Origin of the sequence: Catenulispora pinistramenti (assembly GCF_018274385.1) — a bacterium.
GTDB lineage: Bacteria > Actinomycetota > Actinomycetes > Streptomycetales > Catenulisporaceae > Catenulispora > Catenulispora pinistramenti.
This window is the reverse complement of sequence record NZ_JAAFYZ010000014.1, coordinates 49,240-61,606: the sequence shown is the minus strand read 5'-3', so window position 1 is coordinate 61,606 and position 12,367 is coordinate 49,240. Positions and strand designations below refer to the sequence as shown.

At 71.5% G+C, this 12,367-nt stretch carries 13 protein-coding genes; 9 read left to right on the top strand and 4 right to left on the bottom strand.

Annotated elements, in window-relative coordinates; all coding sequences use genetic code 11:
* Positions 1 to 126 precede the first annotated feature (126 nt).
* The 8 genes from KGQ19_RS06605 (at position 127) to KGQ19_RS06570 (ending at position 7,925) form a co-directional block, all read left to right on the top strand.
* Positions 127 to 849 (top strand): phosphoadenylyl-sulfate reductase, encoded by a 723-nt coding sequence (locus tag KGQ19_RS06605; protein WP_212008177.1) that lies wholly within the window; start codon positions 127 to 129, stop codon positions 847 to 849.
* A 1-nt stretch (position 850) separates the two neighbouring features.
* On the top strand, positions 851 to 1,774 hold the full coding sequence (gene cysD, locus KGQ19_RS06600; protein WP_212008176.1) for a sulfate adenylyltransferase subunit CysD: 924 nt from the start codon (positions 851 to 853) through the stop codon (positions 1,772 to 1,774).
* Positions 1,775 to 1,776: 2 nt separating this feature from the next.
* Positions 1,777 to 3,123, top strand: coding sequence for a sulfate adenylyltransferase subunit 1 (locus tag KGQ19_RS06595; protein WP_212008175.1), 1,347 nt, complete (start codon positions 1,777 to 1,779; stop codon positions 3,121 to 3,123).
* A gap of 118 nt (positions 3,124 to 3,241) precedes the next feature.
* Entirely contained in the window at positions 3,242 to 4,360 is a 1,119-nt protein-coding gene (locus KGQ19_RS06590) for an ABC transporter substrate-binding protein (RefSeq protein WP_212008174.1), read from the top strand.
* Between the two features lie 24 nt (positions 4,361 to 4,384).
* Positions 4,385 to 5,185 carry an ABC transporter ATP-binding protein gene (locus KGQ19_RS06585; protein ID WP_212008173.1) on the top strand — a complete coding sequence of 267 codons (801 nt, stop codon included), beginning with the start codon at positions 4,385 to 4,387 and terminating at the stop codon, positions 5,183 to 5,185.
* Positions 5,175 to 6,068 carry an ABC transporter permease gene (locus KGQ19_RS06580; RefSeq protein WP_212008172.1) on the top strand — a complete coding sequence of 298 codons (894 nt, stop codon included), beginning with the start codon at positions 5,175 to 5,177 and terminating at the stop codon, positions 6,066 to 6,068. Before KGQ19_RS06585 ends, KGQ19_RS06580 begins: the two co-directional genes overlap by 11 nt.
* Complete coding sequence (locus tag KGQ19_RS06575; protein ID WP_212008171.1) at positions 6,065 to 6,826, top strand: sirohydrochlorin chelatase; 762 nt, start codon at positions 6,065 to 6,067, stop codon at positions 6,824 to 6,826. The genes KGQ19_RS06580 and KGQ19_RS06575 overlap by 4 nt, the downstream gene beginning before the upstream one ends.
* Positions 6,827 to 6,947: 121 nt before the next feature.
* Positions 6,948 to 7,925 carry a quinone oxidoreductase family protein gene (locus KGQ19_RS06570; RefSeq protein ID WP_212008170.1) on the top strand — a complete coding sequence of 326 codons (978 nt, stop codon included), beginning with the start codon at positions 6,948 to 6,950 and terminating at the stop codon, positions 7,923 to 7,925.
* 75 nt (positions 7,926 to 8,000) lie between these two features.
* On the opposite strand, the gene KGQ19_RS06565 is transcribed toward KGQ19_RS06570, so the two are convergent.
* The 4 genes from KGQ19_RS06565 to zapE all read right to left on the bottom strand — a co-directional run bounded on the left by KGQ19_RS06565 (position 8,001) and on the right by zapE (position 11,444).
* Positions 8,001 to 8,504 (bottom strand): GNAT family N-acetyltransferase, encoded by a 504-nt coding sequence (locus KGQ19_RS06565; RefSeq protein WP_212008169.1) that lies wholly within the window; start codon positions 8,502 to 8,504, stop codon positions 8,001 to 8,003.
* Positions 8,505 to 8,560: 56 nt separating this feature from the next.
* Positions 8,561 to 9,265, bottom strand: coding sequence for a DUF4232 domain-containing protein (locus KGQ19_RS06560; protein WP_212008168.1), 705 nt, complete (start codon positions 9,263 to 9,265; stop codon positions 8,561 to 8,563).
* Between the two features lie 86 nt (positions 9,266 to 9,351).
* Positions 9,352 to 10,197: a polyphosphate kinase 2 family protein gene (locus KGQ19_RS06555; RefSeq protein ID WP_212008167.1), complete on the bottom strand. Its 846-nt coding sequence runs from the start codon at positions 10,195 to 10,197 to the stop codon at positions 9,352 to 9,354.
* Positions 10,198 to 10,364: 167 nt separating this feature from the next.
* Complete coding sequence (gene zapE / locus KGQ19_RS06550; RefSeq protein WP_212008166.1) at positions 10,365 to 11,444, bottom strand: cell division protein ZapE; 1,080 nt, start codon at positions 11,442 to 11,444, stop codon at positions 10,365 to 10,367.
* 144 nt (positions 11,445 to 11,588) lie between these two features.
* On the opposite strand from zapE, the gene KGQ19_RS06545 reads away from it, so the two are divergent.
* The gene (locus KGQ19_RS06545; RefSeq protein WP_212008165.1) at positions 11,589 to 12,365 is read left to right on the top strand and encodes a pyrimidine reductase family protein; all 777 of its coding nucleotides are present in this window, start codon (positions 11,589 to 11,591) and stop codon (positions 12,363 to 12,365) included.
* Positions 12,366 to 12,367: the final 2 nt, after the last annotated feature.

Below are 12,367 nucleotides of genomic sequence, written 5' to 3'. Positions count from 1 at the left end.
TCCTTCAGGGCGCACGGTCCCGCCGGCCCTTCCCCCACGCCGTCCGAGGACGCCGCCTCATGCGGTCCGGGCGCGTCGGGCGTCCGGCACGCCCGCGCGCCCGCCACTGTAAGGGGAAGCCCCGAAATGTCAGCGGACACCGCACCCGCGTCGGTCAAGCCCCGGGCCGGCGACCTGCGAGCGCTGGCCGAGCAGGCCAACGCAGAGCTGGAACACGCCCCGGCCGGGCGGATCGTCGAATGGGCCCACGCCACCTTCGGCACGGACCTGGTCGTCGCCTCCTCGATGGCCGACACCCACCTGGTGCACCTGGCCTCCGTCGCGGCGCCGGACATCGACGTCGCGTTCCTGGACACCGGCTACCACTTCGCCGAGACCATCGGCACCCGGGACGCCGTCGCCGAGGTGTACCCGGTGCGGCTGCTGAACATCACCCCGCTGCGGACGGTCGCCGAGCAGGACGCCGAACACGGCCCGCGGCTTTACGAGCGCGACCCCGACAAGTGTTGTGCGCTGCGCAAGGTCGAGCCGCTGGAGCGGGCGCTGAAGCCGTACACGGCCTGGATCAACGGCATGCGCCGCGAGGAGTCCCCGACCCGCGCGGACATCCCGGTGGTCGGCTACGACGCCAAGCGCGACATGGTCAAGATCTCCCCGCTCGCCGCCTGGACCCAGGCCGACCTCGACGCCTACATCACCGACCACGGCGTGCTGACCAACCCCCTGTTCATGGAGGGTTACACCTCGATCGGCTGCGAGCCCTGCACGCGCAAGCCCCGGCCCGGCGAGGACCCGCGGGCCGGCCGGTGGGCCGGCAACGCCAAGACCGAATGCGGACTGCACACCTGACATGACTACCCTGACCCACGACGAGACGGCCCCGGCGCACGATCACCTGCGCACGCTGGAGGCCGAGGCGGTGCACATCATCCGCGAGGTGGCGGCCGAGTTCGAGCGGCCGGTGCTGTTGTTCTCCGGCGGCAAGGACTCGATCGTCATGCTGCACCTGGCGCTGAAGGCGTTCGCGCCGGCGCCGGTGCCGTTCGGGCTGCTGCACGTGGACACCGGGCACAACTTCCCGGAGGTGCTGGCGATGCGCGACCGCACTGTTGCCGAGCACGGGCTCCAGTTGTTCGTGGCGCACGTCCAGGACTACATCGACGACGGCCGGCTGACCGAGCGCCCGGACGGGACGCGTAACCCGTTGCAGACAGTGCCGCTGGTGGACGCGATCCAATCCCACAAATTCGACGCCGTCTTCGGCGGCGGACGTCGCGACGAGGAGAAGGCCCGCGCGAAAGAGCGGGTCTTCTCGCTGCGCGACGACTTCGGGCAGTGGGACCCCAAGCGGCAGCGTCCGGAGCTGTGGCGGCTGTACAACGGCCGGCACCGGCCCGGTGAGCACGTGCGGGTGTTCCCGCTGTCCAACTGGACCGAGCTGGACGTGTGGCAGTACATCGCCGAGCAGGACATCGTGCTGCCGGAGATCTACTACGCGCACGAGCGGCAGGTGTTCGCCCGAGGCGGCATGTGGCTGTCCCCCGGCGACTGGGGCGGGCCGCGCGAAGACGAGCCGGTCCAGACCCGCGTAGTGCGTTACCGGACTGTCGGGGACATGTCGTGCACCGGCGCGGTGGATTCCACCGCCGTCGACGTGGCCACGGTCATCGCTGAGATCACTGCTTCCCGGATCACCGAGCGCGGGGCCTCCCGCGCGGACGACCGCCTGTCCGAGGCGGCTATGGAGGACCGTAAGCGAGAAGGGTACTTCTAGTCATGACTGTGCTGCTGGACGCGCCGACCTCTAAGGACACCCACGTCGCCGGACTGCTGCGGCTGGCCACCGCCGGCAGCGTCGACGACGGCAAGTCGACCCTGGTGGGCCGGCTGCTCTTCGACACCAAGTCGGTGCTGGCCGACCAGTACGAGGCGGTGGAGCGCACCTCGCGCAACCGCGGGCTGGAACAGGCGGACCTGGCGCTGCTGACCGACGGACTGCGCTCCGAGCGGGAGCAGGGCATCACCATCGATGTCGCCTACCGCTACTTCGCCACGCCCAAGCGCCGGTTCATCCTGGCCGACACACCCGGGCACGTGCAGTACACCCGCAACATGGTCACCGGCGCCTCGACCGCCGAGCTGGCGGTCATTCTGGTCGACGCTCGCAAGGGTCTGGCCTCGCAAACCCTGCGCCACACCGCGGTCTCGGCCCTGCTGCGGGTGCCGCGGGTGCTGCTGGCGGTGAACAAGATGGACCTGGTCGACTTCGACAAGGACCGGTTCGCCGAGATCGAGGCCGACTTCGCCGCCTACGCCAGCGCGCTCGGAATCGAGCACCACGCGGCGCTTCCGGTGTCGGCGCTGCGCGGGGACAACGTCGTGGAGCCCTCGGCGGATCTGGCCTGGTTCGAGGGCCCGACGCTGCTGGAGTTCCTGGAGAACGTCCCGGTCCAGACCGAGCGGCGCCCGGCCGGCCGGTTCCCGGTGCAGTACGTGATCCGGCACCAGAGCGCCGACTACCGCGGCTACGCCGGTACCGTCGCCTCCGGGCACCTGGAGGTCGGCGACCCGATCGTGGTGCTGCCCTCGGGTCAGCGCTCGACGATCGCCGCCATAGACCTGCTGGGCCGCCCGGTCGAGCGGGCCACCGCCGGGCAGGCCGCCACCGTGCTGCTGACCGACGAGCTGGACGTCTCCCGCGGCGACCTGATCGCCCCGGCCGAGGCCGCCCCGACCGCGGTGCAAGACGTGGTGGCGACCGTCTGCCACCTGTCGGAGAAGCCGCTGAGCGTCGGCGACCGGGTGCTGCTGAAGCACACCACCCGCACGGTCAAGGCGATCGTGAAGGAGATCTCCGCCAAGCTGGACATCACCGACCCGCTGGCCGCCGCCGCCGCCGGCCCGGCCGGGACCGACGAGTTCGACTGGGACCACGACGCCCCGGCCCCGCACACCCTGCACGCCAACGACATCGGCCGGGTGGTCCTGCGCACCGCCTCGCCGATCCTGCTGGAGCCCTACGCCACCGACCGCGAGACCGGCTCGTTCCTGCTGATCGACCCGGCCAGCGGCGACACCCTCACCGCCGGCATGTCCGGGGACCCGCTGGGGGTCTTCTCGTGATCGAGCGCGCCCTGTTCACCCACAACTTCACCGGGGACGTCCGATGTCGGGCCGCGGTGCCTCACCGCTGCTCGCTGTTCCGACATCGAAGATCCCTGTAGTCCCCCTGGAGCGTGCGTTGATACGAAGGGCGTTCTCTGCCGTCGCCGCCACCGTCGCGGCCGGCTGGCTGATCGTGTCGGTGGTGATGGTGATCGCCGCGTACGTCTCCACCACGGACCACAGCTCCGGATCGGCCGACACTTCCTCCTCCGTCGCCGTGGGTACCACCTCCACGGCCGCCGGTGAGCTGCGGCTGGGCTACTTCGCCAACGTCACGCACGCCACCGCCGTGGTCGGGGTCGCCCACGGCGACTTCGCCAAGGCACTGGGCACCACCAAGCTCACCACCCAGATCTACAACGCCGGCCCGGCCGAGATGACCGCGCTGCTCGGCGGCCAGTTGGACGCCGCCTATGTCGGACCGTCCTCAGCCCTGTCCGCCTTCGCCCAATCGCACGGCCAGGCACTGCGGATCGTCGCGGGCGCCACGAGCGGCGGCGCGGAGCTGGTGGTGCGGCCCGGGATCACCTCCGTCGCGGACCTCAAGGGCAAGACCCTGGCCACCCCGCAGAAGGGCAACACCCAGGACGTCGCCCTGCGCGCCTGGCTCAAGCAGAACGGCCTCACGGCCAACCCCGACGGGACCGGCGACGTCTCGGTGAACCCGCAGGACAACGCGGCCACCCTGGACCAGTTCAAGGCCGGACACATCGACGGCGCCTGGCTGCCCGAACCGTGGGCCTCCCGGATGGTGGCCGAGGCCGGGGCGAAGGTGCTGGTCGACGAGCGCAGTCTGTGGCCCGGCGGGCAGTTCGCGACCACCAACCTGGTCGTGTCCACGGACTTCCTGACCGCGCACCCGGACACCGTCAAGGCCCTGATCGACGGGCAGATCGCCGCCAACTCCTGGATCACCGCGAACCCGGCCGCCACCCAGACCCTGGTCAACGACCAGCTCAAGGCCCTCACCGGCAAGGCCCTCACCGCCGCCGAGATCGCCCGCGCGGTCAGCGAACAGACGGTGACCGACGACCCACTGGCCGCCTCCCTCCAGACCTCCATGGACCACGCCGTGGCCACCGGCCTGCTCAAGCAGACCGACCTGCACGGCATCTTCGACCTGACGCTGCTGAACACCGAACTGGCCCGGGACGGCCGGGCCGCGGTGTCCGACGCCGGGCTGTCGAGCAAGTAGCGAAGAAGCGAAGGGGATACCGCCATGACCGCCACCGTCGAGACCTCGGCGCCTCCCGGTACTGTCACGTCCGCGACCGGCACCGCCCCCGCCGCTGTGCGCCTGTCCGGGGTCGGCAAGACCTTCGCCGGCGGCGCCCCGGTGCTGGACGGCATCGACCTGACCGTGGCCCCCGGCGAGTTCGTGTGCCTGCTCGGCGCCTCCGGCTGCGGCAAGTCCACGCTGCTGAACCTGGTCGCCGACCTGGACGCGCCGAGCTCGGGCACCGTCGAGGTGCCCTCCGGCCGCGCCGCCCTGATGTTCCAGGAGTCCGCGCTGTTCCCGTGGCTGACCGCCGGGGAGAACATCGACCTGGCGCTGCGGCTGCGCGGGCTGTCCCGGCGCCGCGACCGGCAGGCCGAGACCGAGCGGCTGTTGGACCTGGTCCGGCTGCGCGGTGCGTACGACAAGCGGCCGCACCAGCTCTCCGGCGGGATGCGGCAGCGCGTGGCACTGGCCCGGGCGCTGGCCCAGGACACCCCGGTGCTGCTGATGGACGAGCCCTTCGCCGCCCTGGACGCCATCACCCGGGACGTGCTGCACGAGGAACTGATCCGGCTGTGGGAGGCCACCGGGCTCGCGGTCCTGTTCGTCACCCACAACGTCCGCGAGGCCGTGCGCCTGGGCCAGCGGGTGGTGCTGCTGTCCTCGCGCCCGGGCCGGGTCGCTCAGCAGTGGGAAGTGGACATCCCGCAGCCACGCCGCATCGAGGACAAGGCCGTCGCCGACCTGTCGGTGGAGATCACCGACCACCTGCGCAAGGAGATCAGCCGCCATGGCCGCTGACACCACCGACACCGCCGCCGGGGCCGCCACCGGCGGCGACACGCTGGCACACATCGAAGCCGGGCTTGACGCGCTGGAAACCTCCACGGAACCGGAATCCGGCAGACTCAGGCAGGTGGCCGCCTCTGTCTTACCCCCGATCGTCGTCCTCGCGCTGATCGTGGCCGTCTGGCAGCTCCTGTACGCGGCGAAGATCTGGCCGGACTGGAAGCTGCCCGGGCCGTCGGAGGTCTTCTCCTCGCTCAAGGACACCTTCTCCGGCGGCGACGCCTGGGGAGCGGTCGGCCACAGCATCGGCCACGGCGCCGTCGGCTTCGGCGCCTCGGTCGCCCTCGGCACCCCGCTGGGAATCCTGGTCGGGCGTTACAAGGCCGTCCGCTCAGGCCTCGGGCCGATCCTGTCCGGGCTCCAGTCCCTGCCCTCGGTCGCCTGGGTCCCGCCGGCGCTGATGTTCTTCGGCCCCACCCCGGCCATGCTCTACACCGTCGTCCTGCTCGGCGCGGTGCCCTCCATCGCCGTCGGCGTCATGTCCGGCCTGGACCAGGTGCCGCCGATCTATCTGCGGGTCGGCCACAACATCGGCGCCCGCGGCCTGGCCTCCGTCCGCCACGTCCTGCTCCCGGCCGCGCTGCCCGGCTACCTCGCCGGGCTGCGCCAGGGCTGGGCCTTCGCCTGGCGTTCGCTGCTGGCCTCGGAAATCATCGTCCAGTCCGCGAGCCTGGGACACTCACTGGGCTTCCTGCTGAAAAACTCCCAGGACGCCAACGACATGTCCGGCGCGTTCGCCGCCATCGTGCTCATCCTGGCCGTCGGCGTGGCGGTCAACCAGCTGCTCTTCGCGCCCCTGGAACGGCGCGTGCTCAAGGCGAGGGGGTTGGCGTGAAGCAGGCAGAGGCGATGCTGGCGGTCGCCCATGGAAGCCGCGACCCGCGGCACCGCGAAGTCATCACAGCACTCGTGGACACGGTTCGCGCGCAGCGGCCGGAGCTGCGGGTGGAGACCGCGTTCCTCGACCACTGCGGTCCGACCACGGCGCGGGCCCTTCAGGGCCTGGTCCGCGACGGGTATCAGCACGTGAAGGTGGTGCCGCTGCTCCTGAACTCGGCCTACCACGTGCGGCAGGACATTCCAGCCGCGGTGCTGGCCGCGCACGAGTCGCTGCCCCCGCGCTGGCGGTCCGTGGTGGCGACGCCGGTGCTGGCCGAGCCGCTGGGTCCGCACCCGCTGGTGCTGGCCGGACTGGAGCGGCGGCTGCGCGAGGCCGGAGTGTGGCCCGGGGACGAGGAAGCGTCCGTGGTGCTGGCCTGGGCCGGGTCCTCGGACCGGGTGGCCGCCGCCGCGGTGGACGAGCTGGCCGAGGGCTGGCAGCGCAGCGGCTGGGAGCGCGTGGTGCCGGTACCGGCGGTCGGAGACCAGGCCGGGGCGGCCGTGCGCGCGCTGCGGAGCCGCGGCGCGCGGCGGGTCGTGGTGGCGCCGTACTTCCTGGCGCCGGGATTGCTCGCCGACCGGATCCGCGGCTCGGCGCTGCGAGCCGGGGCGGACGCGGTGGCCGACGAGCTCGGGAACGCGCCGGAGGTGGCCTCGGCGGTACTGGCCCGGTTCGACGGGGCGCGGACCCGGTGCCTGGCGCACGTGGCGTGAGCTGAGCTGACCTGAGCTGAACCGTCCCGCGCGCCTTTCCGGCATCCGGGCCGGCGGAATCAGCGCGGCCGGAGCGGGGTTGCAAGCTGCGAACCCTGGCAACCTTTGAAAGGATCCGTGTATGCGCGCGATCGTCGTCGGCCAGACCGGCGGGCCCGAGGTCCTCCAGCTCTCAGACGTCAACGACCCGGAACCGGGGCCCGGGGAGCTCCTGGTGAAGGTCGGCGCCGCCGGCGTGAACTTCACCGAGATCTACTCGCGCATCGGCCTGTATCCGATCGAGCCGCCGTTCACCCCGGGTGCCGAGGTGGCCGGGCATGTGCTGGCGGTCGGCGAGGGCGTCACGGACTTCAAGGCCGGGGACCGGGTGGCCAGCGCGGACGCCCGCGGCAGCTACGCCGAACAGGTGATCGTGCCGGCCGAGCGGGCGGTGCCGGTGCCGGACGGCGTGGACATCGAGACCGCCGCCGCGGTGCTGCTGCAGGGCATGACCGCGCACTACCTGACGCAGAGCACGTACCCGATCAAGGCCGGCGAGACCGCCCTGGTGCACGCCGCGGCCGGCGGCATGGGTCTGCTGCTGATCCAGATGGTGAAGGCGGCCGGGGCCAAGGTGATCGGCACCGTCTCCAGCGCCGAGAAGGCCAAGCTGGCCGCCGAGGCCGGCGCCGACGAGGTGATCCGCTACGACCAGCTGTCCGGCGAGGAGCTGGCGGCCGAGGTGCGCAGCCGCAACGGCGGGCAGGGCGTGCACGTGGTCTACGACGGCGTCGGCAAGGACACCTTCGACGCCTCGCTGGCCTCGCTGCGGGTCCGCGGCATGCTGGTCAGCTTCGGCAACGCCTCCGGCCCGGTGCCGCCGGTCGCGCCGCTGCGGCTGATGCAGGGCGGCTCGCTGTTCCTGACCCGCCCGACGCTCGGCAGCTACATCGCCGCCCGCCAGGAGCTGGAGTGGCGCGCCGGGGACCTGTTCCGCTGGCTCCAGGACGGGACGCTGTCCGTGCGGATCGGCGCCACGTACCCGCTCGGCGAGGCCGCTCAGGCGCAGACCGACATGGAGTCGCGCAAGACGACAGGCAAGCTGCTGCTGGTCCCGTAGGCACCTGTCGCCCCAGTCGAAGACGGTCCCGGTCCGAACCCGCCCGAAGTCGCGGAGCTCGGACCGGGACCGTTCTCAATCCAGCTTCTGATACATCACGTGCAGGCCGACGTAGCCGTGCGTGCGGCTCTTGTACGCCTCCGGCACAGTCCCGATGATCCGGAACCCGATCGACTGCCACAGGTGCACCGCTCGGGCGTTGCTCTCGACCACGACGTTGAACTGCATCGCGCGGTAGCCCTGCTCACGCGCCCACTTCAGCGAGTACTCGCCCAGGGCCCGGCCGATGCCCCGGCCCGCGGCCTCCGGAGCCACCATGTAGCTCCCGGTGGCCACGTGCGCGCCGGGGCCGGGCCGGTTCGGGCCCATCTTGGCGCTGCCCAGCACGGTGCCGTCGGCGTCGACGGCGACCACGGTCAGCCCCGGCGGCCGCTCCATCCAGAGCGCGCGGCCCTCCTGCTCGGTGGGCTCGTAGGGGTAGGAGTAGGTATCCCCCTCAGCGCAGATGGCGCGGAAGAACGGCCAGATGTGCGGCCAGTCCTCGTCGGTGGCTTCGCGGATCTTCGTCGGTGTCGGCATGCCGCGAAGGATAACGACCGCTCTGCGGTCAGCGATCGCCGGTCGCCGGTCGCCGGTCAGCTGGAGGCGGTCTGGTTCACCGCGCCGATGAACGTGCCCGGGTGAGTCGCGGCGGACTGGTCCTCCAGGGCCCAGGTCCACGGCCACGGGACGGTCGTCGGGGTCTTGGTGTCCGGCGGGATGATGACGGCCGACTTCACCTGGAAGCCGTTGGTGCCGGCGCCGTCGGTGTGCGAGAGCACGTACAGGCTCGCCAGCGCGCTGGTGCCGGGCGCCAGCGTGAGCTTCGGGGTGGTGCCGGACTGGTCCTCCAGCGGCCAGTCCATGCCGGAGGTCGAGACCAGGTCGACCTGCGCGTGGCCCTGCATGGTGCAGGTGCTCTGGCCGGTGTTCTGGAACGAGACGGTCGCCGGGTCGTTGGTCTTGCTCGGGTCCGGGTCGGCGTCGGTGCCGTGGATGATGGTGACCTTGAGATTCGAGGCCTGGCACGCCGACCCGGAAGCGCTGCCCGGGGCAGTGGCCGGGGACGAGCCCGCGCTCGACGGGACCGCAGTGGACTGCCCGCCGCCGGACGAGGAGCCCGAGGCGGACCCCGGGGCCGAGGTCACGGTGGACGTCACGGTCACCGGCGCGGCGGCCGAGGAGGTCGTCTGCGCCGGCGCTCCGGCGGCGGCCGTGGACTTCGTGCTGCTCGAACAGGCCCCCGCCAGCAAAACGGCGGCGAACACGGCCGCGGCGGCGGCGGATCGCGTAGTCCTCATTGCTCCACTCCTGACAAGACGATGATCAAATCAACCTGTCAGAGGGCGCCCCTCGATCACAAATCCGTGTTGAGACTGCGTTCGAATCAGGAAGCGAGCACGCGCTGCTTCTCCTCCTCGATGTCGTACCCGGCCGGCGGCCATTTCGGATCCAGCCGCTCCAGCGTCTCCACCAACAGGTTGGTGATGGCGAAGTTCCGGTACCACTTGCGGTCGGCCGGGATCACGTACCAGGGCGCTGTCTCGGTCGAAGTCAGGTTCAACGCGGCCTGATACGCCTCTTTGTACGCCGGCCAGAGCTTGCGCTCGGCGACGTCGTTGGTGCTGTACTTCCACAGCTTGGTGGGATCGTCCAGGCGGGCCAGCAGCCGTTCCTTCTGGGTGTCGCGGCTGATGTGCAGGAAGCACTTGACCACGGTCGTGCCCTGGTCGGCGAGTTCCTGCTCGAACTCGTTGATCAGGCCGTAGCGCAGCTCCCACTGCTCGCGCGGGACCAGGTCGCGGACCCGGACGATGAGGACGTCCTCGTAGTGGCTGCGGTCGAAGACCCCGACCACGCCGGGCTTCGGCAGAGCCTTGCGGATCCGCCACAGGAAGTCGTGGGACAGCTCCTCCTTGGTCGGGGCCTTGAAGGAGGTGATGTGCAGGCCGCCGGGGTCCATGACGCCGGCCACGTGCTTGACTGTGCCGCCCTTGCCCGAGGTGTCCATGCCCTGCAACACCAGCAACAGGCTCTGGCGGGCCGGCTCGGTGCCGCCCCGGGACTGTGCGAACAGCCGCTCCTGCAAGTCCGCCAGGCGCGCCGCGAGTTTCGGCAGCTTCTGCAGCGCCTCGGATTTCGAGTCCACGCCGGGGTGCGCGTCGGACGCCAGCTTGGACAGCTTGACCGGGGAATCGGGGGCCCGCAGCAGGTGCGTGTAGGACTTCGCCATGAAGGAAGCCTGCCATCCGGGCTACCGGTTCGCACGTCATGGGAGCCGTTCCGGCGCTCGCGGGATAGGTGGGACGGCGAGCGGGACGGCCGCGGGGACGAGTTGCGGGCTGGTCAGGCGGCGGGCTGGGCCAGGCGGCAAGCTGTGTCAGCCGACGGCAAGGTCAGTCAGGCGTGGGCCGGGTCGTGCGCCAGGGCCAGCGCCGCGCCGTCCCGGGCCAGCGCGGTGATGCGGGAGACCGCGCGCAGGTACTTCTTGCGGTAGCCGCCGCGCAGCAACTCAGGCGTGAACAGGTCGCCGAGCGGCGTGCCGGAGGCGACCACCGGGACCTTGCGGTCGTAGAGCCGGTCTATCAGGACCACCAGGCGCAGGGCGACGTTCTGGTCGTCCAGCGGCCGGACGCCGGTGAGCCCGACCGCGCTGACGCCGTCTATCAGGGCGCCGTAGCGGCTGGGGTGGACCGCGGCCAACTCGTGGGTCAGGCCGTCGAAGGAGTCCAGGGTGGCGCCGGGGAGCTCGTCCGCGGTGCGGAGCACGACGTCCTCGGCGACCGGGGCGGGCGGCGTCGGCAGGTCGCGGTGCCGGTAGTCGGGGCCGTCCACGCGGATCACTTCGAAGCGCGCGGACAGGGCCTGGATCTCGCGCAGGAAGTCGGCGGCCGCGAACCGGCCCTCGCCGAGCTTGTCCGGCAGCGTGTTGGAGGTCGCGGCCAGCTTCACGCCGCGGTCGGACAGCCGGGTGAGCAGGGTGGAGACCAGGACGGTGTCGCCGGGGTCGTCGAGTTCGAACTCGTCGATGCAGACCAGGGCGAAATCCGACAGCCGCTCCACCGCGGCGTTGAAGCCGAGGGCGCCGACCAGGCTGGTGTACTCGACGAAGGTGCCGTACGCCTTCTTCTCACGCGGGGCCGGGGACTCGTGCCAGAGCGAGGCCAGCAGGTGGGTCTTGCCGACGCCGAAACCGCCGTCGAGGTAGACGCCGATCGCGCCGGTCGCGGGAGCCTTCTTCCGGAACAGCCCGCCGCTCTTCTTCGGCGCGGCGCCCACGGTCGCGGCGAAGGCCTGCAACCGGTCGCGGGCCGCGGTCTGGCTGGGCTCGGCTGGGTTCGGCAGGTAGCTGGAGAACCGCACCTGGTCGAAACGCGGCGGCGGGACCAGGTCGGCGACCAGCCGGTCCGCACCGACTTCGGGCCGGCGGCCGACGAGGGTCGCGGCATTCGCGGAGACTATCGGAGCAGACGTCGGCACACTTCCAATGTCGCAGGCCGGAGCGGGTGTCCAGGACCATGTGAGGGGTGTAGTTGATCACATGTGAAGCCGGTCACAAAGCCTTGTGCGACGGGTGGATGTGCCGCGCGTGTCAGAAGTCTCCTGGTGTGATTCGCTGGACCCATGTATCAGCTGCTGCCACCCCCGCCCCGCAACCGCCAGGTCGACCTGGCGGAGGTCTACGCCTACCCGGCGGGCGCCCCGCGCTGGGTGCGGGCCAACATGGTCGCCACCGTCGACGGCGCCGCGACCGCCGGCGGCAAGTCCGAGGGCATCTCCGGCGAGGCGGACAAGCGGATCTTCGGGGTGCTGCGGGCGCTGGCGGACGTGGTGCTGGTCGGCGCCGGTACCGTGCGCGCCGAGCAGTACCGCCCGACGCGGGTGCGGGAGCAGTACCAGGCCGCCCGCGCCGCCGCGGGTCAGGCCCCGACCGCGGCCATCGCCGTGGTCTCCCGCGCCATGGACCTGGACTGGTCGCAGCCGCTGTTCACCTCCCCCGCGGTCCCGACCATCGTGCTCACCGCCACCGACGCCCCGCAGGACCGCATCGACGCCGCCGCCGAGGCCGGGGCCGAGGTGATCGCGGCCGGGACCGGCCAGGTCGACCTGGCGCTGGCCGTGGAGCGGCTGGCCGAGCGCGGGCTGGGGCGGATCCTGTGCGAGGGCGGGCCGCACCTGCTCGGGCAGCTGGCGGCGGCCGGGAAGCTGGACGAGCTGTGCCTGTCGGTGGCGCCGCAGCTGCGCGGCGGGGACTCGATGCGGATCCTGGCCGGGCCGGACCTTACGGAGGGGTTACCGCTGATACTGCACAGCCTGCTCACGGAAGACGGGTTCCTCTTCGCGCGTTATCTAGTCGGAGGAACACACGGTTCCGCAGCCGGTTCCGGTAAGGAAGGGTGAGT